The organism is Flavobacterium collinsii (assembly GCF_902804485.1).
GTDB classification, from domain to species: domain Bacteria; phylum Bacteroidota; class Bacteroidia; order Flavobacteriales; family Flavobacteriaceae; genus Flavobacterium; species Flavobacterium collinsii.
Window position 1 is genome coordinate 8,149 of sequence record NZ_CADCST010000039.1, and the last position, 22,983, is coordinate 31,131.

A 22,983-nucleotide genomic window follows, 5' to 3' on the forward strand; every position below is an offset into this window, starting at 1 on the left:
TATGCTGTAATCAAAGATCCAACTACGACTTGTGAAAGCGCAGTAAGATTGGCGGTAACCATTAGTGTAACCGATCCTGGTACACCAACTTTGGTAACAGCCGGCACACAAAACTTCTGTTTGGTAAATGCACCAACATTTGCGAGTGTTCAGTTTAACGAAGCCAACATCGTTTGGTACACAGCTTTAACCGGTGGAACAGTGATTCCATCTACTACAGCTTTAACTAGCGGTACTTATTACGCAGTAATCAAAGATCCAACAACGACTTGTGAGAGCGCAGTAAGATTGGCTGTAACGATAAGTGTTACTGATCCGGGAACTCCTGTTATTACCAAAACTAGTCAGGATTTCTGTTTGGTCAATGCGCCAACTTTTGCAACAATTGACGTAAGTCCAGCCGTTGCTGCCAACATTGTTTGGTACACTGCTTTAACCGGAGGAGCTTTAATTCCATCTACTACAGCTTTAACCACCGGAACGTATTATGCCGCAATTAAAGATCCGACAACGACTTGTGAAAGCGCTGTACGATTAGCTGTAACGATAAGTGTGACCGATCCGGGAACTCCTGTTATTACCAAAACTAGTCAGGATTTTTGTTTGGTCAATGCGCCAACTTTTGCCACAATTGATGTAAGTCCAGCTGTTGCTGCCAACATTGTTTGGTACACTGCTTTAACCGGAGGAATTTTAATTCCATCGACTACAGCTTTAACAACCGGAACGTATTATGCCGCAATCAAAGACCCAATAACTACTTGCGAGAGTAATGTGAGATTAGCGATTAACATTAGTGTGACCGATCCGGGAACTCCTGTAATCACTAAAACCACTCAGAGCTTCTGTTTGATTAATGCACCAACTTTTGCCACAATTGACGTAAGTCCAGCCGTTGCTGCAAATATCGTTTGGTACACAGCTTTGACAGGAGGAATTTTAATTCCATCTACTACAGCTTTGACAACCGGAACTTACTATGCTGCAATCAAAGATCCAATAACTACTTGCGAGAGTAATGTGAGATTAGCGATTAACATCACTGTAACCGATCCGGAAGCACCAATAATTACAAATACTACTCAGAGTTTCTGTTTGGTAAATGCGCCGACTTTTGCAACAATCGACGTTAGTCCGTCCGTTGCCGCTAACATTGTTTGGTACACAGCTTTGACAGGAGGAATTTTAATTCCATCTACTACAGCCTTAACAACTGGAACTTACTACGCTGCAGAAAAAGATCCTGTATCAGGATGTGAAAGTACAGCAAGATTGGCGATCAATATCAGTGTAACCGATCCTGGTACACCAACCTTAGTAACAGCAGGAACACAAAATTTCTGTTTGGTAAATGCGCCAACTTTTGCAAGTGTTCAGTTCAACCAGGCTAACATCGTTTGGTATACTGCTCTAACCGGAGGAACCGTTATTCCATCGACTACAGCCTTAACCAGTGGTACTTATTATGCAGTAATCAAAGATCCAACAACGACTTGTGAAAGTGCTGTAAGATTAGCTGTAACAGTCAATGTTGCCAATCCGGGCACACCAACTTTGGTAACTGCAGGAACACAAAATTTCTGTGCGGTAAATGCACCAACTTTTGCGAGTGTTCAATTTAATGAGGCTAACATCGTTTGGTATACTGCTTTAACGGGAGGAACATTGATTCCTTCAACTACGGCTTTAACTAGTGGAGTTTATTATGCAGCAATAAAAGACCCTGTATCAGGGTGTGAAAGTGCTGTAAGACTAGCCGTAACAATCAACGTTACTGATCCTGGTACGCCAACTTTAGTAACGGCAGGAACACAAAATTTCTGTACAGTTAATGCACCAACATTTGCAAGTATTCAAACGAATCAAAGTAATATTGTTTGGTATACTGCATTGACAGGAGGAACCGTTATTCCTTCAACTACAGCTTTAACCAGCGGTACTTACTATGCAGTGATAAAAGATCCTGTATCAGGATGTGAAAGTGTTACCAGATTAGCAGTAACCATTAATGTTACTGACCCGGGTACACCAACATTAGTAACAGCCGGAACACAAAACTTCTGTGCGGTAAATGCACCAACTTTTGCAAGCATTCAAACGAATCAAAGCAATATCGTTTGGTACACTGCATTGACAGGAGGAACCGTGATTCCATCTACTACAGCTTTAACCAGCGGTACTTATTACGCAGCAATAAAAGATCCTGTATCAGGATGCGAAAGCGCGGTGAGATTGGCGGTAACAATAAGTGTAACCGATCCGGGTACACCAACCTTGGTAACTGCAGGAACACAAAATTTCTGTAAAGTTAATGCACCGACATTTGCAAGTATTCAAATAAATCAAAGTAATATTGTTTGGTACACTGCTTTAACTGGCGGAACGGTTATTCCATCAACTACAGCTTTAACCAGCGGTACTTATTATGCAGTGATAAAAGATCCTGCATCAGGATGTGAAAGTGCTACCAGATTAGCGGTAACCATCAACGTTACTGATCCGGTTACACCAACAACAACAGCTAATACTCAGGTTTTCTGTTCAGGAAATAATCCAACAGTTGCGAGTATTCAGGTAAACGGAAGCAACATTGTGTGGTATACCACCGCAACAGGTGGAACTGCCGTTGCATCGACTACAGCATTGGTAAATGGAGATTATTACGCTGTTACAAAAGATCCGGTAACAGGTTGTGAAAGTAGTATCCGACTAAAAGTTACTGTGACTGTTGGAAATTCGAATAATCCTACCACAACTGCGGCATCTCAGAACTTTTGTTCTGTAAGTGCTCCAACCTTTGCGAGTATTCAGGTAAACGAAAGCAATGTAGCGTGGTTTAGTAGTGCAACTGGCGGAACAGCAATTCCATTAACAACAGCATTAACTTCTGGTACTTATTATGGAGAAATAACAGATCCGATAACAGGATGTAAAAGTGCAGCGCGTTTAGCGGTTACAATTACTATTGCTAATCCAATGCCTACACCAACTACCACTTCGGCAATTCAGAATTTCTGTTCTGTAAGTGCAGCAAAAGTTTCGGACATTCAGGTAAACGAATCAAATGTAATTTGGTATAGTACTGCAACAGGAGGAACAGCAATTCCATCAACAACAGCTTTAGTGAGCGGTAATTATTATGGAGTTATTGCAAGCGGTTCAGGCTGCGAGAATCCAGTAAGACTATTGGTTACTGTGAATGTAAATCCACCGGGAAATGTCACTACGCCAAGAACGACACAAGTATTCTGTTTATCATCAAATCCAACGATTCAGAATATCGTCGTAAATGAGTCAAATGTGGTATGGTATGCTTCAGCATTAGGAGGAACACCTTTGGCAGCAAATACACCTTTAACCGCAACAACTTATTACGCAGGAACGCTTAATAACGTTACTAATGGTTGTGATAGAGCTGCAAGATTAGGAGTAACTGTTGCTTTTGATAATGATGCTCTGGTTCCTATTACCACGACAGATGATACACCATGTGTATTCCAGGGAGTAACATACTCAATTGCCAATGGAAAATCAAATTATGTGTGGTCGGTTACTAACGGAACAATTACTTCCGGAGGAGGAGTTAATGATGGCTCAGTAACGATTTCCTGGTCTGACATTGGACCTGGAAGAGTTGTGGTCCAGTACATTAATACTTGTGACGAGAGAACTACGAAATCCTTAAATGTAGTTGTAGCAACTTGTTCTGACTTAACTATAACCAATACAGTTAGTAATTCTACACCTAATTTTGGTGACCAGATTACTTTTAAAGTAACCGTAAATAATGTTGGTCAGGGTAATTTTATAAATACAATAGTAAGTGATTTATTGCCTAGTGGATACAATTTGGTAAGTGCATCTACGACTGCAGGAACATACAATTTGTTGACAGAACTCTGGACAATTCCAACATTGAATGCAGGTCAAAGTGTAGTACTTACAATTGTAGCAGAAGTGCTACCGAGTGGTAAATACTTAAGTGTTGCAACTGTTGAGACTTCGACTCCGTTAGATGTAGATGCATCAAATAATTCGGCTTCAGTTTCTATCGAACCAATTTGTTTGACCGTTTACAATGAGTTTACGCCAAATAATGATGGAGCTAATGATCTTTTCAGAATAGATTGTATCGAAACTTATCCAAATAATGAGTTGAAAGTGTATAACAGATACGGTTCATTAGTATATAGTAAACAACATTATGAAAATGATTGGGACGGAACCGCCAATGTTTCCGGAGTTATTAATAGAGGAGATATGCTGCCAACAGGTACTTATTTCTACGTAATAGCGATTGGAGACGGAACGGTTAAAAAAGGTTGGTTGTCTATAATGAGATAAGCAGCTGTATTAATCATCTAATAAATTAAACTTAATAAGTATCGTTATGAAACTATATATAAAATCATTAGAAACGTATTTTATTTTAATATGTTCTTTTATCACAGTTTGCGTCAGTGCCCAACAGGACCCGGAGTACACGCAATACATGTACAATACGATGTCAGTAAATCCGGCTTATGCCGGGTCTACCGGAACCTTAGAGGCAACACTTTTACACCGTTCGCAATGGGTTGGAATAGATGGGGCACCAGAAACACAATCGTTTTCTGCTCATTCACCGCTTCTAAACGAGATGATTGGTTTAGGACTAAGTGTCGTTAACGACAAAATTGGCCCTTCAAACGAATTGTATATTGACGGAAACTTCTCTTATTCAATTCCTTTAGGATATGAAAAAAGACTGGCTTTTGGGTTAAAAGCGGGGATGAGAATGTTAAATGTAGATTGGTCTAAAGGAAGATTCTATAACAATAATGATGTATTGTTGAATCAGAATATTAACAATAAGATGAAACTGGCCGTAGGAGCAGGGGTTTACTATTATACCGACAAATGGTATGTAGGTCTTTCCGTTCCAAGTTTTATTCAAAGTGATTATTACGACGATATTCAGGAATCGATATCTTACGATCGTCTGCATTATTACTTAATGGGAGGTTATGTTTTTGATCTGAATCCAAACTTAAAGTTTAAACCGGCATTTTTAGTAAAGGCAGTGAGTGGAGCACCACTTACTGCCGATATTTCGGCGAATTTTATGATTGCAGAAAAATTTGTAATCGGTGCATCCTATCGAACAGATGATTCGTTAAGCGCCTTGGCAGGTTTTCAGATCTCCAGAAGTTTTTACATCGGATATGCTTTTGATTATACCGTAAGTGACCTGAACAAATACAACGATGGATCTCATGAGATCATCCTGCGTTATCAGTTTACTAAAAAACAAAGTAAAATCAAATCACCTCGATTCTTCTAAAACATAAATCCTATGAAAAAACTATATATCCTTAGTTTGCTCTTGAGCATTACTTTTAGTTTTGCACAAAAGACCAATTTAAAAAAGGCCGATGCATTATTTAGGAATTATTCCTATTTAGATGCATCAAAGGCCTATGAAGAATGTTTGCAAAATATCGAGAACCCGTCGGCACAGACCATTAAAAATGCTGCAGATTCTTATTATTTTATTTCCGATGCAAGAAATGCCCTTAGATGGTATAAAAGATTGTATCAGGTACAGGGTAATAATTTAACCGACATTTACTACCTGCGTTACATTCAGTCCATGAAAGCCGTTATGGATTATGAGGAAGCTGATAAAATCACTAAAGAATACCTCAATAAAAAAGGAGATCAAAAAGAGATCAATCGGTATGTTGCTCAGAAGAAATATATAGACAGTCTTGCTAAAACAAAGTCACTTTATGAAGTTAGAAATTTAGACATTAACACCAGTAAATCTGATTTTGGAGCTACTTTTTTTCAGGACCGAATCGTATTCTCCTCAGCAAGAGACACCACAAAATTTGCGGATAAACTCTACAACTGGAACAATCAGCCGTTTTTGAATTTGTATGTAGCCGAGAGAAATCCTGCTGACGGGAGTCTTTTCAATGACAAATTATTTATACCAAACGTGATGACTAAATATCATGAAGCTACTGCTTCTTTTGATTCCGAAGGAAAAATAATTTATTATACATCAAATATTGTAAAGAAAAACAGATTGGTAGTGGATCAGGACAGAATCAATAACTTTCAGATTCTAAAAGGATCTCTGGTTAATGGTAAAGTTGAAAACCCGCAGAAAATTTTCTTTGACAGTGACGATTATTCCGTTGGGCATCCTAGTTTGAGTGATGACGGCCGAATGCTTTTCTTTGCTTCAGATATGCCCGGAGGATATGGTGAAACCGATTTGTATGTGGTAAAAATTGCTAATGACGGAACCATGAGTTCTCCAGAGAATTTAGGGCCAAAAATCAATACAATAGGCAATGATCTTTTTCCATTTTTTCGAAACGGAATATTGTATTTCTCTTCCGATGGACATTATGGTTTAGGAGATTTGGATGTATACGAAAGCAAGCTTTTGTCGAATGGAAGTTTTTCAACCCCACAAAATTTGGGAACTCCGATAAACAGTAACAAAGACGATTTTACTTTTGTAATTGATAAAGCCGGGAGTTATGGGTATGTGTCTTCAAACAGAGCCGGAGGAAAAGGCGATGATGACATTTATTCCTTTACAAAAGGACAGCCGATTTGCAATCAGAACATTTCGGGTAAAGCAATTGATCATAAAACAAAAGCATTGCTATCAGATGTTACTATAGTGGCTTATGACCCTTATAATGCGGTTCTGGCTGAAACAAAAACAAATTTTGATGGAAAATATGCAATCACGGTTCCCTGCAACAAAACTGTACGTTTGCTGGCTTCAAAATTTAATTACAGTGACGACGAAAAAGCGGTCGTAACAACCAAAGTTAATGAAGCCGAAATTACCAATGTTGACTTTGAACTGAGTAATTATGATGATTTGGTAGTGAAGAAAGCAGGAGTTGAAAAGGTAGATGTCAAACCGATATATTTTGATTATGACAAATACGACATTACTCCTCTGGCAGCCGCCGAATTGGAAAAAGTAGTTTTCATCATGCGAAAATTTCCTAAAATCCGAATCAAAATTGAGTCACACACAGACTCCAGAGGTAAAGATGCTTATAATTTGAAACTTTCTGACAACAGAGCCAAATCAACACGAGATTATATTCTTTCTCAGGGAATTGATGCTTCAAGAATTGAAAGTGCCATCGGTTATGGAGAGACCCGCTTAGTCAACAAATGCAAAAATGGTGTAAAATGTACCGAAGCGGAGCATTTGTTAAACAGACGCTCAGACTTTATTATAATCCAGAAATAACGTTGCATTATTATTTTAATACCATGCTTATTAAGATACAAATGGAACAGAAAGAGACCATTTGGAAGTTGGTTTTTATTAATTCTTTTTACGAAGAATGGGCAGGAAGAAAATCAAGTTGCATTGTTTTGCAACTTGATTTTTGATTTTGTAAAACTTTTGTTTTTTACTGTTTTTGAACAAAAATAATCCTAATTTTGAGACACAGTTATTCAAAATCACAACTTCCAGTATATTAAAATTTTATGAGTATTCAAGAAACAATTCAGACTTTACGAAATGAACTTAATCAGCACAATTATAATTATTATGTGTTAGATAACGCTACAATTTCTGATTATGATTTTGATATTAAGTTAAAAGAACTTCAGGATTTAGAAAATAAACATCCTGAGTTTTTTGATGAAAATTCTCCAACGCAACGAGTGGGAGGTACTGTGACGAAAAATTTTAAAACAATTGCACATCAGTACCGTATGTATTCCTTAGACAACTCTTATTCGAAAGAGGATTTGTTGGATTGGGAGAACCGAATTCAGAAAGTTTTAGGGAATGTTGAGCTGCAATATACCTGTGAATTAAAATACGACGGAGCCTCCATCAGTATTACTTACGAAAACGGAAAATTGGTACAGGCTTTAACCCGAGGTGATGGTTTTCAAGGTGATGAGGTAACCAACAATATCAAAACGATAAAATCAATTCCTTTACAGTTAAAAGGAAATTACCCGGAGAAATTTGATATCAGAGGTGAAATTATTCTGCCTTTTGCGGGTTTCGAAAAAATGAATCAGGACTTAATTGAAATTGGAGAAACTCCCTATTCAAATCCAAGAAATACAGCCTCAGGAAGTTTGAAATTACAGGACAGTGCTGAGGTTGCCAAACGTCCTCTAGAATGTTTGCTATACTTTGTTACCGGAAACAATCTGCCATTTGCATCTCAGTTTGAAGGACTGGAATCTGCCAGAAAATGGGGATTTAAAGTGCCTAACGAAGCAAAACTGGTACAAAACATGCAGGAAGTTTTTGACTTCATTGATTATTGGGACGTACACCGTCATGATTTACCCTATGAAACCGATGGTGTAGTGGTAAAGGTAAACAGCATTCAGCATCAGGAAGAATTAGGATATACGGCGAAGTCACCGCGTTGGGCAATAGCTTATAAATTCAAATCAGAACAGGTTTCAACCAAACTACAATCCATTTCATACCAGGTAGGCCGTACGGGGGCGATAACACCGGTCGCCAATTTAGAACCGGTACAACTGGCGGGAACCATAGTAAAAAGAGCCTCTTTACACAATGCCGATCAGATTGAAAAACTGGATATCAGAATAAATGACACTGTTTTTGTAGAAAAAGGAGGAGAGATTATTCCAAAAATAATCGCAGTAGATTTATCAAAACGACCTGAAAATTCAGAACCCACCCAATACATCACACACTGTCCGGAATGTCAGACCGAGTTGGTTCGAAATGAAGGAGAGGCCAATCATTATTGTCCTAACTTTTATGGATGCCCTCCGCAGATCATTGGAAGGATTCAACACTATATTTCTAGAAAAGCAATGGATATTGAAGGCCTTGGCGGTGAAACGGTTGCCTTGCTTTTCAATAATGGATTGGTACACAATTATGCAGATTTATATGAGCTAAAAGTAGAAAATATCTTACCTTTAGAGAGAATGGCGCAAAAATCTGCCGAGAATCTGGTAAAAGGAGTTGAAAAATCAAAAGAAATTCCATTTGAAAGCGTTTTGTTTGCTTTGGGAATTCGTTTTGTTGGGGAGACTGTCGCTAAAAAACTGGCGAAACATTATAAAAATATCAATGCATTGAGTCAGGCTACTCTAATGGATCTGATTTTAGTAGATGAAATTGGAGAAAGAATTGCTAAGAGCGTAATTGAGTTCTTCGAAAATGAAGAAAATCAAAGAATTATTGAACGCCTTAAGAGCTACGGAATTCAGTTTGAAATTGTTGAAAAGATAAATCCAAACGCTACCGAAAAATTCGTTGGAAAAACATTTGTAGTTTCGGGAGTTTTTGCTCAATTCTCAAGAGATGAATTGAAGAAAACCATTGAAGACAATGGCGGGAAAGTAGGAAGCTCTATTTCGGCAAAAACAGATTTTGTTGTTGCAGGCGATAATATGGGACCGGCTAAATTAGAAAAAGCCAGTAAATTAAACATCCCTATTTTATCAGAAGAAGATTTTATAAATAAATTAAATGAAAGCGAATAAGCCGTCGTTAATTTTATTCTTTTTAGCATTACTGTGCACAATCATTTTTGAATGGGCACAGTTAGATTTATTTGCAATTTATTCCAAAGCCATTGTGGTTCCGGCTATTTTTATTTACTTTTTAATTAGCAATGAATTCAGCATAGGAAAAATAGAAGGCGTCATTTTTTTGTTTTGCTTTATCGGACAGGTGTTTAATCTGATGGATGTCGAAAGTTCTGAACTTGGCGGAGTCTTATGTTTTTTAGTGGTATACCTTTTAATTGTCCGGCTTTATTTTAGAGAACATGAAAAAATAAAGCTGGCCAAAAAAGATATTCTGCCTGTATCTATAGTAGTCATTTTTATCGTCTACCTATTGATATCGGTTTTGGGGATGAAGTTTGACAATATGAAGCAGTTCAGCATAATTTATACTATCTACGGAATTGTTTTAAGTGTACTAAGTTATTTTTCATTTGTCAGTTACATAACAAAAGGTACTCACTTAGCTTTACTCATGTCATTAATGGCAATTAGTTACATCTTTTCAGATATATTTTACATCTTCAATGAGTATTTTACCTATTCCGTTGTTCTCGTATTGATTCGTGATACTACTCAAATTTTGGCGTACTTTTTTATGGTTGAGTATTTTCTTCAAAAAGATAAAAACAAAAAAAAGAAAAGTATTATACAATAATCGATTTTCCTTGGTTCGTATGCGCTTTGTCTTTATCAAAGTAAAAATCTATTCTTCCCAAATTAATTCCGTAACAACCTACCTGATTTACAAGAACCTCTTGTCCGGCTTTGTTTTTAACAACAGTTGGTTTGTCTAAGAAAGTATGTGTGTGACCTCCAATAATTAAATCAATATCCTGAGTTTGAGCTGCCAGTTTTAAATCACAAATTTTAGATTCGTCATCCTTGTATTTGTATCCAAGGTGTGATAAACAAACAACCAAATCACATTTTTCCTCTTTCTTTAATAATTGCGTCATATCCTGTGCAATCTCTACCGGATTGTTGTAAATCGTTTCTTTGTACATTTGTTTATCAACCAAACCTGCAAGCTCGATCCCTAAACCAAAAACACCTACTTTAATTCCGTTTTTATTAAAAATTTTGTACGGTTTTACAAGTCCGTTCATCACTGTATTTTTAAAGTCGTAATTCGAGTTTATAAATTCAAAAGTAGCATGAGGCATCTGCGCGTGCAGTCCGTCAAGACCATTGTCGAAATCGTGATTTCCAATAGTAGAGGCATCGTACTTCATCATACTCATTAGTTTAAATTCCAATTCTCCTCCATAATAATTAAAATAAGGAGTTCCCTGAAAAATATCACCGGCATCCAGTAAAAGTACATTTGGATTTTCTTTACGGATCGTTTCAATAAGTGCTGCTCTGCGTGATACACCACCTTTATTAGGATTACGCGGATCATCAGCAGGAAATGGGTCAATATGGCTGTGAACGTCGTTAGTATGTAGAATGGTTAAGTGTTTAATATCGTTGGTTTCAAAACTGCTCAACGACAGACCTAAACTTAGTAAGGCAGTACTTGCAGCTGTTTTTTCGATAAATTCTCTTCTTTTCATTTTATATTTTTTTTACGAAAACTGTAATGTAATTTGTTAACTTTTTGTCACGAATTTAGATGAATTGGAATTTTTGGAACTGAAATCCGTGTAGATTCGCGAAATTCGTGGCTATCTTTTTTATTCTTCTGTAATTCGGATGTCTTTTGCTACCGGAATTGTATCTACTTGTTTAAAATAATCGATTAGCACGTCTCTAAGTTTGTAATTTAGATCGTATTTCTGAACGCTTTTTGCGAAAAAAGCCATGCTGTCTCCGCCATTTGCTAAGTAGTCATTTGTAGCTACGTAGTAAGTTTTATTAAGATCAAGAGGTTTTCCCTGAATCATAATGTTTTTTGCCGTTTTGTCTTTTGCAATTGTAAAAGTCATACCTGATAAAGGCTGTGCTTTTTGTGCCTTAATAATATAAGCAGTCATCTCTAAAATCTGATCTCCTTTTAAAGCCATCACAACCATGCTGTTTTCAAAAGGCATAATTTCAAAGGCTGTTCTGTTGGTCACATTTCCTTTAGGCAAAATGGCTCTGATACCACCATGATTTAACAAACACAAATCGATGGTTTTGTTCTCACGGGCCTTAAAAACCAGATTTCCTCTCTCAACACAAACATCAGCCATTAGGTTTCCAATACTTGTTTGCCATTTTCCTGTGCTTTTGTCAAGAGTTTCCGGGCAATATGCTAAAACATTGTCCAAATCCTTGTTGATGTGATCGCGATAAGGCTTAATAAAGTTTTCAATTGCAGGAGTTTCTGTTCCTTTTTCGGTTATCGGAAGCTGCTTTCCTTCGATTTTTGTTAGATTATAATTTTTCTGACTGCAGGAAAATATAAAAAAAAGTGTTAAGAATATAACAAAAAGTTTCAAAACTCCGTTATACTTTTTTAGTTTTACCATCTTAAATGCGACTTAAATAATTAATTTTGTAATCTGGTAAAAGTACTATGTTTTTAAATTATATAAAGGAATTTTTTGTAAAAAAATCATTAAAAAATAACTTGAATAATGTCAAAAATGAAGTGTTTACAAGTAATGTGCAAACTATTGGTTTACTGATTGATGAAAGTGAATTTCAGTATTCAGAAGATCTGGTAAAGGAGTTGATCTCGAAAGGAATCAAGCCTGAGAACATAAAAATTGTAGCGTACAGCAGTAAATTTAGCGAGAAAAAAACGTATTCAAAGCCTACTTTTGGTAGAAAACAGATCAATTGGAAGGGGGAGATCACAGCAGCTTTCGTAAATGAATTTATAACAACAGAATTTGATCTTTTGATTAGTTATTATGATATCGAAACAGCCATTTTGATGATGATAACCGCCAGATCAAAAGCGAAGTTTAAAGTAGGATTCACATCAGTAGATAAAGATCTAAATCGATGGATGATTGATACTGCTATAGAGAATCACAAACTTTTCGTGCACGAATTGTTTAAATATTTAAAGAGTATAAAATAAAATTATAAAGTAGAATATGCAATCATTAATAGGAACTGGTGTTGCGCTTGTAACCCCATTTAAAAAAGACTTATCAGTAGATGTCGAAGCTTTACAGCGCATTGTTAATTTTTCGATTGACGGCGGGGTTGAGTATCTTGTAGTCATGGGAACAACGGCTGAAAATGCTACTTTGACAGAGGACGAGAAAGAACTGGTGATACAAACAGTAATCGATATAAATAAAGGTAGATTGCCTTTGGTGCTTGGAGTGGGCGGAAATAACACGATGCAGATTGTAGCCGAATTAAAAACAAGAGACTTCTCTGCTTTTGAAGCGATCCTTTCTGTTTCTCCTTATTATAATAAACCAACACAGGAAGGGATTTATCAGCATTTTAAAGCCATTGCAGAAGCTTCTCCAATTCCGGTAATCTTGTATAATGTTCCGGGAAGGACCTCCAGCAACATGTTGCCGTCAACTGTAATCCGTCTGGCTAATGATTTTAATAATGTCGTAGCGATTAAAGAAGCTGCCGGAGATATGGCTCAGGCGATGCAGCTGATTAAAAATGCACCAAAAGATTTTCTTATTATTTCAGGAGATGATATGATTGCTTTGCCGATTGTTTTGGCTGGTGGAGCAGGGGTAATCTCGGTTATCGGACAAGGTTTTCCAAAAGAATTTACAGAAATGATTCGTTTAGGACTAAATAAAAAGGTAACTGAAGCGTTTAAAACTCAGTACTTTTTATCAGACTGTATCGATATGCTTTTTGAGCAGGGGAATCCTGCGGGGATCAAACAAGTCTTTCAAGCCCTCGGTATTGCTGAGAATATAGTACGTTTGCCTTTGGTAGCCGTTGATGATTCTTTAGCAGGCAGATTGAATGAATTTGTGAAAAATAGCATAAAATAAGAATGAGATTGTCGGTATTTTATTAGAGCCTGTTTAGGATTTATTTTTGAGGTTTATTATCAAAGTATTTTCGAGCGAAATAAGGCAAGTTTTTATAGAATAGTGGTACTATTGTATGAAAAATTAACGAAGTTGCAGCCGAAAATCAGGATAAGAAATTCAGTAAATAAAATTTAAACAGGCTCTGTACCAAAAAATATTTTGTAGTAGCTAAATTAATAACTAAATTTGCCACCGGAACTTCGGTGTGATTTTGCTTTGGCACAATTGTCTAAGAAATCATAATAAAAGTAAGAAAATGAAAAAAATAGTATCTCTATTAATTGTTGTTGTCCTTTTTTGTTCTTGTAGTGAATACCAAAAAGCATTAAAAAACGAGGATGTTGCCGCAAAATTTGAAGTTGCAACAAAAATGTATGATGCAGGTAAATATTCAAAAGCCATACGTCTTTTTGAACAATTGGCTCCTTCGTACAGAGGGAAACCTCAGGCAGAGAAATTATTTTACATGTTTTCGCAATCGTATTATAAAACGAAACAGTATTATTTGGCGGGTTATCAGTTTGAAAGTTTTGTTTCGGGATATCCGCGAAGTGAAAAAGTTCAGGAAGCTGCTTTTTTAGGCGCTTATAGCTACTCAAAATTAGCTCCTGTTTACAGCTTGGATCAAACAGATACTGTAAAAGCTTTAGAAAAATTGCAGACTTTTATTGAAAGCTATCCAAATTCTGAATACATCGTTCAGGCAAATGAAGCTGTGAAAGTTTTGAACGGTAAACTGGAGAAAAAAGCATATGAAAATGCTAAAGGATACAATACAATTTCAGATTACAAATCGGCATTAATTGCTTTTGATAATTTTATTGCTGATTTTCCCGGAACACCATTAAAAGAAGATGCGCTGTTTTATAAATACGATTCAGCATATAAATTGGCAATAAACAGTATTCCGTCAAAAATGGAAGAGCGTTTAAATGTAGCTAAGGTAGCTTATGGTAACTTAATTAAGTTTAATAGTGCTACTAAGTATAAAAAAGAGGCAGATGAAATGAATGCCAGAGTGGAAACAGATTTACAAAAATTTACTAAATAAAATAAAGTCATGGATTTAAAAAAGACAAATGCTCCTGTAAATACAATAACTTACAATAAAACAGTTATTGAAGAGCCAACAGGAAATGTGTATGAGGCAATTACCATTATGGCTAAAAGAGCAAATCAAATTAATTCTGAAATTAAAAAAGAATTAACTGAAAAATTAGAAGAGTTTGCTACTTATAATGATAGTCTTGAAGAAGTTTTTGAAAATAAAGAACAAATTGAAGTTTCTAAATTTTACGAAAAATTACCAAAACCACATGCTTTAGCAGTTCAGGAGTGGTTAGACGGTAAAACATACCACAGAGGTTCAAACAAATAATATAGTATAATGTCAGTTTTAAACGGGAAGAAAATTTTACTGGGAGTTTCTGGTGGAATTGCAGCCTATAAAACAGCTTCATTAGTACGACTCTTTATAAAAGCAGGTGCACATGTCCAAGTGATAATGACACCTGCTTCTAAGGATTTTGTAACTCCACTTACGTTATCTACACTATCTAAAAATCCGGTACATTCCAGTTTCTTTAATCAGGATGATGAAGATGCTGTTTGGAATAATCACGTTGATTTGGCTCTTTGGGCTGATTTGATGCTGATTGCGCCTGCAACTTCTAATACCCTGTCTAAAATGACTACCGGAAACAGCGATAATCTTTTAGTTGCTACCTATTTGTCGGCAAAATGTCCGGTTTATTTTGCTCCGGCAATGGATTTGGATATGTACAAGCATCCTTCGGTTTTAGCCAGTTTCAATGCTTTGAAAAGCTTTGGAAATATTATGATTCCGGCTGAAAGTGGTGAATTAGCCAGTGGTTTATCCGGAGAAGGCAGAATGGCTGAACCGGAGAATATTATTGCTTTTTTAGAAGCTGATTTAGAAAGTAAATTGCCTTTAAAAGGAAAAAAAATATTAATTACTGCCGGACCTACATACGAAGCAATAGATCCTGTACGTTTTATAGGGAATCATTCTTCAGGAAAAATGGGTTTTGATCTGGCAAATGAAGCAGCTAACCTAGGGGCTCAGGTTATTTTGGTTGCTGGACCGACACATTACAAAGCTAAAAATAATTTGGTTGAAGTAATCGGCGTAGTTTCAGCACAGGAGATGTATGATGTCTGTCATGAGTATTTTAAGGATGTTGATGTGGCAATAGCCGCTGCAGCGGTGGCAGATTACAGGCCCAAAGTAGTGGCGACACAAAAGATTAAAAAAGCTGCAGATGAATTTTCAATAGAGCTTGAAAAAACAAAAGATATTCTGGCTTCCTTGGGAGCTATCAAGAAAAATCAGTTTTTAATTGGATTTGCATTGGAAACTGAAAATGAAATTGAAAATGCAAAGCTGAAAATTCAGAAAAAAAACTTAGATTTGATTGTTTTAAATTCCTTACAGGATGAAGGAGCGGGTTTTAAAAAAGAAACCAATAAAGTAACCTTTATTGATCAGGATTTTAAAATTGAGCCAATGGAATTAAAATCAAAAGAGTCTGTTGCAGTTGATATTTTAAATAAAGTGGTTTCGCATTTTGCGAAATTATAATGATTTAGAGTAAAAAGCAAAGATTAAGAATAGTAAAAGCTATTACGTGCTTTAACCAAAATAATATCTTTCGTATGAATAAACTAGTTACTTTTTTAGCATTCTTAATTTTTAGCTTTACTCAAGCACAGCAGTTAAATTGCACTGTAACTATTAATACAGAAAGATTGCCTAATCCCAATCAACAGGTTTTTAAAACACTTCAGACTTCGCTATCTGAGTTTGTAAATAAAACAGATTGGACGGGGACAGTTTTAAAACAAAACGAACGAATTAATTGCTCGATGTACATCACATTGTCCTCGAATACTTCCGATCAGTTTTCAGGAACTATTCAGGTGCAATCATCTAGATTGGTTTTTAATTCTACTTATTCTTCCCCAATATTAAATTATAACGATAAAGATCTTAATTTCAGGTATATTGAATACGAACCTTTATTGTTCAATCCTACCACTTTTGAATCAAATTTAGTTTCTGTAGTTTCGTTTTACAGTTATTTGATTTTAGCAATGGATGCAGATAGTTTTCAAATGGGGGCAGGAAATCAATATCTTGAAACTGCTCAAAACATTGCAAATGTTGCACAACAAGGTGGGTCTAAAGGCTGGAACCAATCTGACGGAGTTCAGAATCGTTATTATCTTATAACTGATATGATTTCACCCATGTATAGCGATTTACGTCAAACGACGTTCTTGTACCATACCGGTTTAGATGGTATGAGTCAGGATTTGAAAGCATCAAAAGAGAAAATCAAGTCAGCCTTGATGCTTATTGGAAAATTGAATTCGGTAAAGCCTAATGCTTTTTTGACCAGAGTTTTCTTTGATGCCAAATCAGATGAAATTGTTTCGATATTCTCAGGTGGACCAAGTATTCCAATCACTGATTTAACAGATGTTTTGAATAAAGTTTCCCCTTTAAATTCCACAAAATGGTCTCAGATTAAATTTTAATCTATTTTAATTATTTTCTTTATTAACTTTTATATTTCCCAAATTCTTTATGATAACGTCCTTGTCGATTAAAAACTATGCTCTGATTGAAAAATTAACTATAGATTTTTCAAGAGGTTTTTCTATAATTACAGGTGAAACAGGAGCGGGTAAGTCCATTATATTAGGAGCGATAGGATTGGTTTTAGGAAAAAGAGCCGATTTAACTTCATTGAAAAATAAAGAAGAAAAATGTGTTATTGAAGCACAATTTGAAATTTCTAAATATAACCTAAAAGATTTTTTTACAGCAAATGATCTTGATTATGAAGATGAAACGATCATAAGGAGAGAAATTTTACCTTCAGGGAAATCACGCGCCTTTATTAATGATAGTCCGGTAAACTTGCAGGAATTGCAGGATTTAAGTTTATTTCTGATTGATATTCATTCCCAACAACAAACTCAGGAGTTATCGGATGAAGGTGTTCAGTTTAAAATTATTGATGCAATTGCTAATAATGGTGATACAATTCAATCGTACCAGAATGTATTAAAGGGATACAAATCAGATAAATCCAAACTAAATGCTTTGTTGAAGAAACAAAGTGATTCAGGAAAAGAACAAGAGTATAATACTTATTTATTAAATGAGTTGGTTACTGCTAAGCTAAAATCTGGTGAGCAGGAAGAGCTTGAGGTTGATTTTGAAAAACTAAATAATGTTGAGATTATAAAAGAATCAATAGATAAATCGTTGGTAATTGCTAATGAAGAACAGTTTGGTGTTTTTCATAATCTAAATGAGATTAAAACGGCATTGCAAAAAATAACGCTTTTTTCGCCGGAATATCAAACTATTTTTGAGAGAATTACCAGTCTGACTATTGAGTTTGATGATGTTTCAAAGGAACTACAAAATGTTTCTGAGAAGCTTTTAAATGATCCTGTACAATTAGAATTAGTAAGTCAGAAGCTGCAGTTGATCTATAATTTGCAAAAAAAGCATCAGGTGACTTCTGTTGATGAATTACTTGGAATTCAGACCACATTAGAAAATACACTACTTGAATTAGATAATATAGAAGAAGAAATTGCTGTGTTGTCAAAATCGATCGAGGATAAAATTACAGAATTAGACGCTTTTGCGGGATTAATTAATCAAAACAGAACCAATGCAATTCCGGTTTTATCGCAAAAGTTAATTAAAATCTTAGAGACGTTAGGAATGCCGAATGTTCGTTTTAATATGGAACTTTTACCTTCGGAAACTTATTTCCAAAACGGGAAAGATGAATTGCAGTTTTTATTCTCTGCTAATAAAGGAACTGATTTTGGATTGCTTAAAAAAGTAGCATCGGGAGGAGAAATGTCTCGTATTATGTTGGCTGTAAAAGCAATTTTGGCGCAATATTCAAAATTACCAACTTTAATCTTTGACGAAATAGATACGGGAGTTTCCGGAGAAATAGCAATAAGAATGGGAGAGATTATGAAAGAAATGAGTACTACTATGCAAATTTTTGCCATAACCCATTTGCCGCAAATTGCAGCCAAAGGAGATTCTCATTTTAAAGTTTCTAAATCTACTGTAGATGAAGATACACAATCAGAACTTAAGCTATTGTCTCAGGATGAAAGACTTACCGAAATTGCTCAGATGTTATCAGGTGCTAAAATCTCTGATTCGGCATTAAATCATGCAAAAGAATTATTAAATTAAATATTTAAATTATATTTGCTCGTATAACCATTAGACTAAAATCAGAATATAATATGATTAAAAAACTATGTGTTTTGTCTTTTATTTGCTTCTTTGTTAGTAAGATAAATGCTCAGGAGGTTACTACGAAAGAAGTTATGGAATCGACAGGTAGTGAAGCCAAAACTTATTTAGTAAAAGACTTTTCTGAAGGTGTTTATAAAACGTATGAAAATCTTATTGCGAAATCGGGAATTTTCATGGGTGATGCATTGGAAAGACGTACTATTGCAGGTTATAAATCAATCGAAAAGAATGCGGATGCTTATCATGTTTTCTTTTGCTGGAAAAGAAACAATGCAAAAATCACAGATTATTTTGCTATTGTTTACAATGGTAGCCTATATATTCAGCAGAGATATTTAATGCAATTTGCTTCAAAGGAAGACGGAAATATGTCTGCCGATAATCCAAACTCTTATCACAGAGTTTTAAATGATGGAAAGTTTTTGTATCTCGAAGGACCTTTTGCTAATATGTGGTCTAAGGCTTTTGCTTACAATGCAGGAGCGGTAGGAGGGGCAATTGCGGCTAATTTGAATACGTTAAAAGGAATCGTATTTAATGTTGATAAGAAAGAGTTCAATTTTATAAGAGAGTGCGAAAATTTAAATGCATTAATCGAAGAGTATAATGGGGTTAAAATTGAATGTAAAGATAAAAAAGTTGATATTTTAACCGTTAGGGAAAATGTGAACAAAATTATTAAATAGTAAATATTTGTCTATTTCTTAGAAATAGAGTATGTTGTTTAGATCAAATTAAATTGAAATAAAAAAGTATGATTATAGAGCCTAGAATGAGAGGATTTATTTGCTTGACAGCCCACCCAAAAGGTAGCGAGCAAAATGTTAAAAATCAAATAGAATATATCAAATCAAAAGGACCAATTGCAGGTGCAAAAAAAGTATTAGTTATTGGCGCTTCAACAGGTTTTGGATTAGCGTCAAGAATTACAAGTGCTTTTGGATCTGATGCAGCAACAATTGGAGTGTTTTTTGAAAAACCACCGGTTGAAGGTAAAACAGCTTCTCCAGGATGGTATAATTCTGCTGCATTTGAAACAGAAGCTCACAAAGCAGGTTTATATGCAAAAAGTATCAATGGAGATGCTTTTTCAAACGAAATAAAAAGACAGACTTTAGATTTAATCAAAGCCGATTTAGGTCAGGTTGATCTTATCATTTATAGTTTAGCTTCTCCGGTTCGTCAACATCCGGTTACAGGAGTTTTACACCGTTCTGTTCTAAAGCCAATCGGTCAAACTTTTACCAATAAAACAGTAGATTTTCATACCGGAAACGTTTCAGAGGTTTCTATTGCTCCGGCAAATGAAGAAGATATTACCAATACAGTTGCTGTAATGGGGGGTGAAGACTGGACGATGTGGATTGATGCTTTAAAAGCTGAGAATTTATTAGCTGAAGGTGCTACAACAGTTGCTTATTCTTATATTGGGCCATCATTGACAGAGGCAGTTTACCGTAAAGGAACAATTGGTCGTGCAAAAGATGATTTAGAAGCTACTGCATTTTCTATTACAGATAGTTTAAAATCTATTGGTGGAAAAGCTTATGTTTCTGTGAACAAAGCTTTAGTTACACAGGCAAGTTCTGCAATTCCGGTCATTCCATTGTATATTTCTCTTTTGTACAAAATTATGAAAGAAGAAGGAATACATGAGGGTTGTATCGAGCAAATTCAGCGTTTGTTTCAGGACAGATTGTACAACGGATCTGAAGTTCCTGTAGATGAAAAAGGCAGAATCAGAATCGACGATTGGGAAATGCGTGATGATGTACAGGCTAAAGTGGCTAAACTTTGGTTAGAGGCTACAACAGAAACATTACCGGCGATTGGAGATTTGGCTGGATATAGAAATGATTTCTTGAACCTATTCGGGTTTGAATTTGCAGGAGTAGACTATGCTGCTGAAGCAAATGAAGTTGTTCAAATTGAAAGTATCAAATAAACAGAAAAAAAATAATACTATATATCAAAACCATTCGTTGCGACGAATGGTTTTTTTATGAATATAACATATCTTTGTTAAAATTTTGAAATTTAAAATATTTCCACTTTAATACCGCATAATCTGCTATGATTTTTTCTTTAATTATACCCGTGTATAATCGTCCGGATGAAGTAGATGAACTTTTAGAAAGTTTATCAAAATCCGATTATAATGAAGCTTTTGAAATTGTTCTTGTCGAAGACGGATCATCAATACCTTGTAAAGACGTTGTGATGAACTATCAGGGTAAGCTGAATATTTCTTATTATTTTAAGGAAAATTCAGGTCCTGGAGATTCAAGGAACTTTGGAATGCAGAAAGCCAGAGGGGATTATTTTATCATTTTTGATTCAGATTGTATTATTCCTTCTAATTATTTGACAGAAGTTCGAAAAGCACTTAATGAGGGTTATGTTGATTGTTTTGGAGGGCCGGATAAAGCATTAGATAGTTTTTCGGATATTCAGAAGGCAATTAACTTTGCAATGACTTCATTTTTAACAACAGGAGGAATTCGTGGTGGGTCTGAGAAAATTAATAAGTTTCAGCCGAGAAGTTTTAATATGGGGATTTCAAAGAAGGCTTTTATTGCGTCAAATGGTTTTGGAAACATTCATCCGGGAGAAGATCCGGATCTTTCCATTCGTTTGTGGAATTTAGGGTTTGAAACCAGATTGTTTCCGGAAGCTTATGTATATCACAAGCGCAGAATTGATTGGGAGAAGTTTTCGATTCAGGTAAATAAATTCGGAATAGCCAGGCCCATATTAAACAGTTGGTATCCGGAACACAATAAATTGACATTCTTTTTTCCTACGGTTTTTATCCTGGGATTATTATTAGCTTTTTTATTGTTAATTTTTAATATTGATATTTTATTACAATTATATTTTGTATATTTCGTTATAATTTTTCTTACAGCCAGTATTCAGAATAAAAGCATCAAAATTGGGTACTTAGCTGTGATCGCAGTTTGGAAACAATTTTATGGTTACGGAACGGGATTTTTAAAATCGTTCGTAAAAGTTATTATTTTAAAACAAAAACCCCAAGAGGCTTTTCCTCGTATGTTTTTTAAAATATAGATATGGCTAAAATTATTGGCCTGACAGGCGGAATAGGGAGTGGAAAAACGACCATAGCAAATTACTTTGCAGAAATGGGAGTTCCTTTATACATTGCCGATGATGAAGCCAGAAAAGTAATGCAATCTGAAAGCATTTTACAACAAATTAGAACCGCTTTTGGAGATTCATTTTTTGAAAATAATGTTTTAAACAGAGCAAAATTGGCGGAAATTGTTTTTAATGATGCTGAAAAATTGGCAGCATTAAATGCAATTGTACACCCTGCAGTTAAAGAGGATTTTGAACTTTGGTTATTAAAAAACGAAAAATATCAATATGTAATTTATGAAGCCGCAATTTTGTTTGAAAGTGGTCGTTATAAAGATTGTGATGTTATTGTAACCGTTACCGCGCCGGAAGAACTCAGAATTGAAAGAGTAATTAAGCGTGATAAAACCACACGGGAGCAAGTTTTAAGCCGAATGAAAATGCAGTGGAATGATGAAAAACGAATTTCTTTAAGCAATTTTGTTATTAATAACAGTAATCTTAAAATTGCTAAAGAAGAAGTTGTTAAAATTCTTAAAATTTTAAATATAAAACAAAATCAGTCTTAAATGTTAATATTTGGTTAATGTATTATTTAGTATATTGTTAAAATATTAATTTTGTTTCGATGAATAAATTATTTTTTAGATTACTTGTTTTATTGATGAGTTTGTCCTTAATAGGGATAATTCTGGTTCAGGTATATTGGTTCAATTCATCGTTCAAGAACAACGATGAACAGTTTAAATATCATGTTACTCAGGTAATTGGCAATGTTGCTGATAAGTTGGAACAACAGGAGGAATATAGTTTTTACGATAAATATAACCGTATTAAAGACAGCACCGGTAAAACACCTAAAAAAGAAGATTTACTTCAGGTTTTTTACATTCAGAGAAATGCAAAAACAAACAAGACAATAGTTTATTCTAATACGCTTACATCTGAAGATTATGATATTAGTGGCTCAATTTTTAATAAAAAATTTAGCAGCGAAAGATTTAAAAACTTTAGTTCAAAGAGAGTTACAGAAGTATACAATAA

At 35.1% G+C, this 22,983-nt stretch carries 18 protein-coding genes and 1 pseudogene; 17 read left to right on the forward strand and 2 right to left on the reverse strand.

Going from position 1 to position 22,983, the window contains the following annotated elements; genetic code table 11:
• The 5 genes from FLA105534_RS00380 to FLA105534_RS00400 form a co-directional block, all read left to right on the forward strand.
• Positions 1–4,344 (forward strand): Ig-like domain-containing protein (locus FLA105534_RS00380; protein ID WP_173964073.1); only part of this gene is annotated, 4,344 nt, incomplete at its 5' end.
• A 46-nt stretch (positions 4,345–4,390) separates the two neighbouring features.
• Entirely contained in the window at positions 4,391–5,323 is a 933-nt protein-coding gene (locus tag FLA105534_RS00385; protein WP_173964074.1) for a PorP/SprF family type IX secretion system membrane protein, read from the forward strand.
• Between the two features lie 12 nt (positions 5,324–5,335).
• Entirely contained in the window at positions 5,336–7,273 is a 1,938-nt protein-coding gene (locus FLA105534_RS00390) for an OmpA family protein (protein WP_173964075.1), read from the forward strand.
• Positions 7,274–7,518: 245 nt separating this feature from the next.
• Positions 7,519–9,525 carry an NAD-dependent DNA ligase LigA gene (gene ligA / locus FLA105534_RS00395; protein WP_173964076.1) on the forward strand — a complete coding sequence of 669 codons (2,007 nt, stop codon included), beginning with the start codon at positions 7,519–7,521 and terminating at the stop codon, positions 9,523–9,525.
• Entirely contained in the window at positions 9,512–10,207 is a 696-nt protein-coding gene (locus tag FLA105534_RS00400; RefSeq protein WP_173964077.1) for a lysoplasmalogenase family protein, read from the forward strand. Before ligA ends, FLA105534_RS00400 begins: the two co-directional genes overlap by 14 nt.
• On the opposite strand, the gene FLA105534_RS00405 is transcribed toward FLA105534_RS00400, so the two are convergent.
• Together FLA105534_RS00405 and FLA105534_RS00410 are read right to left on the reverse strand one after the other, a co-directional pair.
• A complete protein-coding gene (locus FLA105534_RS00405) occupies positions 10,197–11,108 on the reverse strand; it encodes a bifunctional metallophosphatase/5'-nucleotidase (protein ID WP_173964078.1) in 912 nt (303 codons plus the stop codon). The genes FLA105534_RS00400 and FLA105534_RS00405 overlap by 11 nt on opposite strands.
• A gap of 120 nt (positions 11,109–11,228) precedes the next feature.
• Positions 11,229–12,008 carry a 5'-nucleotidase C-terminal domain-containing protein gene (locus FLA105534_RS00410; RefSeq protein WP_173964079.1) on the reverse strand — a complete coding sequence of 260 codons (780 nt, stop codon included), beginning with the start codon at positions 12,006–12,008 and terminating at the stop codon, positions 11,229–11,231.
• A gap of 47 nt (positions 12,009–12,055) precedes the next feature.
• Here FLA105534_RS00410 and FLA105534_RS00415 point away from each other — a divergent pair, with 47 nt between their 5' ends.
• The 12 genes and pseudogenes from FLA105534_RS00415 to FLA105534_RS00470 all read left to right on the forward strand — a co-directional run.
• Positions 12,056–12,568, forward strand: a complete 513-nt coding sequence (locus FLA105534_RS00415; protein WP_173964080.1) for a DUF6913 domain-containing protein — start codon at positions 12,056–12,058, stop codon at positions 12,566–12,568.
• A 16-nt stretch (positions 12,569–12,584) separates the two neighbouring features.
• Positions 12,585–13,466, forward strand: coding sequence for a 4-hydroxy-tetrahydrodipicolinate synthase (gene dapA / locus FLA105534_RS00420; protein ID WP_173964081.1), 882 nt, complete (start codon positions 12,585–12,587; stop codon positions 13,464–13,466).
• Positions 13,467–13,764: 298 nt separating this feature from the next.
• Entirely contained in the window at positions 13,765–14,559 is a 795-nt protein-coding gene (locus FLA105534_RS00425; protein ID WP_173964082.1) for an outer membrane protein assembly factor BamD, read from the forward strand.
• A 9-nt stretch (positions 14,560–14,568) separates the two neighbouring features.
• Positions 14,569–14,886, forward strand: a complete 318-nt coding sequence (locus tag FLA105534_RS00430) for a DNA-directed RNA polymerase subunit omega (RefSeq protein WP_007807938.1) — start codon at positions 14,569–14,571, stop codon at positions 14,884–14,886.
• A gap of 9 nt (positions 14,887–14,895) precedes the next feature.
• Positions 14,896–16,110, forward strand: coding sequence for a bifunctional phosphopantothenoylcysteine decarboxylase/phosphopantothenate--cysteine ligase CoaBC (coaBC, locus tag FLA105534_RS00435; protein ID WP_173964083.1), 1,215 nt, complete (start codon positions 14,896–14,898; stop codon positions 16,108–16,110).
• Between the two features lie 74 nt (positions 16,111–16,184).
• Positions 16,185–17,069 (forward strand): type IX secretion system protein PorD, encoded by an 885-nt coding sequence (gene porD / locus FLA105534_RS00440; RefSeq protein WP_173964084.1) that lies wholly within the window; start codon positions 16,185–16,187, stop codon positions 17,067–17,069.
• A gap of 49 nt (positions 17,070–17,118) precedes the next feature.
• Complete coding sequence (recN, locus tag FLA105534_RS00445; RefSeq protein ID WP_173964085.1) at positions 17,119–18,771, forward strand: DNA repair protein RecN; 1,653 nt, start codon at positions 17,119–17,121, stop codon at positions 18,769–18,771.
• A gap of 53 nt (positions 18,772–18,824) precedes the next feature.
• Positions 18,825–19,523: a hypothetical protein gene (locus FLA105534_RS00450; protein WP_173964086.1), complete on the forward strand. Its 699-nt coding sequence runs from the start codon at positions 18,825–18,827 to the stop codon at positions 19,521–19,523.
• A gap of 68 nt (positions 19,524–19,591) precedes the next feature.
• Positions 19,592–20,782, forward strand: a complete 1,191-nt coding sequence (gene fabV, locus FLA105534_RS00455; protein WP_173964087.1) for an enoyl-ACP reductase FabV — start codon at positions 19,592–19,594, stop codon at positions 20,780–20,782.
• 128 nt (positions 20,783–20,910) lie between these two features.
• On the forward strand, positions 20,911–21,909 hold the full coding sequence (locus FLA105534_RS00460; protein ID WP_173964088.1) for a glycosyltransferase: 999 nt from the start codon (positions 20,911–20,913) through the stop codon (positions 21,907–21,909).
• A 2-nt stretch (positions 21,910–21,911) separates the two neighbouring features.
• Positions 21,912–22,508 carry a dephospho-CoA kinase gene (gene coaE / locus FLA105534_RS00465; RefSeq protein WP_173964089.1) on the forward strand — a complete coding sequence of 199 codons (597 nt, stop codon included), beginning with the start codon at positions 21,912–21,914 and terminating at the stop codon, positions 22,506–22,508.
• Between the two features lie 59 nt (positions 22,509–22,567).
• Positions 22,568–22,983 (forward strand): annotated as a pseudogene (locus FLA105534_RS00470) (two-component sensor histidine kinase); the annotation flags it as partial.

Excerpts from the sequence above, each read along its gene's own strand:
- FLA105534_RS00430 (WP_007807938.1), top strand. The coding sequence starts at position 14,569 with ATGGATTTAAAAAAGACAAATGCTCCTGTAAATACAATAACTTACAAT.
- coaE (WP_173964089.1), top strand. The coding sequence starts at position 21,912 with ATGGCTAAAATTATTGGCCTGACAGGCGGAATAGGGAGTGGAAAAACG.
- FLA105534_RS00415 (WP_173964080.1), top strand. The coding sequence starts at position 12,056 with ATGTTTTTAAATTATATAAAGGAATTTTTTGTAAAAAAATCATTAAAA.
- FLA105534_RS00425 (WP_173964082.1), top strand. The coding sequence starts at position 13,765 with ATGAAAAAAATAGTATCTCTATTAATTGTTGTTGTCCTTTTTTGTTCT.
- ligA (WP_173964076.1), top strand. The coding sequence starts at position 7,519 with ATGAGTATTCAAGAAACAATTCAGACTTTACGAAATGAACTTAATCAG.
- coaBC (WP_173964083.1), top strand. The coding sequence starts at position 14,896 with ATGTCAGTTTTAAACGGGAAGAAAATTTTACTGGGAGTTTCTGGTGGA.
- FLA105534_RS00410 (WP_173964079.1), bottom strand. The coding sequence starts at position 12,008 with ATGGTAAAACTAAAAAAGTATAACGGAGTTTTGAAACTTTTTGTTATA.
- FLA105534_RS00460 (WP_173964088.1), top strand. The coding sequence starts at position 20,911 with ATGATTTTTTCTTTAATTATACCCGTGTATAATCGTCCGGATGAAGTA.
- FLA105534_RS00390 (WP_173964075.1), top strand. The coding sequence starts at position 5,336 with ATGAAAAAACTATATATCCTTAGTTTGCTCTTGAGCATTACTTTTAGT.
- FLA105534_RS00400 (WP_173964077.1), top strand. The coding sequence starts at position 9,512 with ATGAAAGCGAATAAGCCGTCGTTAATTTTATTCTTTTTAGCATTACTG.
- fabV (WP_173964087.1), top strand. The coding sequence starts at position 19,592 with ATGATTATAGAGCCTAGAATGAGAGGATTTATTTGCTTGACAGCCCAC.
- FLA105534_RS00450 (WP_173964086.1), top strand. The coding sequence starts at position 18,825 with ATGATTAAAAAACTATGTGTTTTGTCTTTTATTTGCTTCTTTGTTAGT.
- FLA105534_RS00405 (WP_173964078.1), bottom strand. The coding sequence starts at position 11,108 with ATGAAAAGAAGAGAATTTATCGAAAAAACAGCTGCAAGTACTGCCTTA.
- FLA105534_RS00385 (WP_173964074.1), top strand. The coding sequence starts at position 4,391 with ATGAAACTATATATAAAATCATTAGAAACGTATTTTATTTTAATATGT.
- dapA (WP_173964081.1), top strand. The coding sequence starts at position 12,585 with ATGCAATCATTAATAGGAACTGGTGTTGCGCTTGTAACCCCATTTAAA.
- porD (WP_173964084.1), top strand. The coding sequence starts at position 16,185 with ATGAATAAACTAGTTACTTTTTTAGCATTCTTAATTTTTAGCTTTACT.
- recN (WP_173964085.1), top strand. The coding sequence starts at position 17,119 with ATGATAACGTCCTTGTCGATTAAAAACTATGCTCTGATTGAAAAATTA.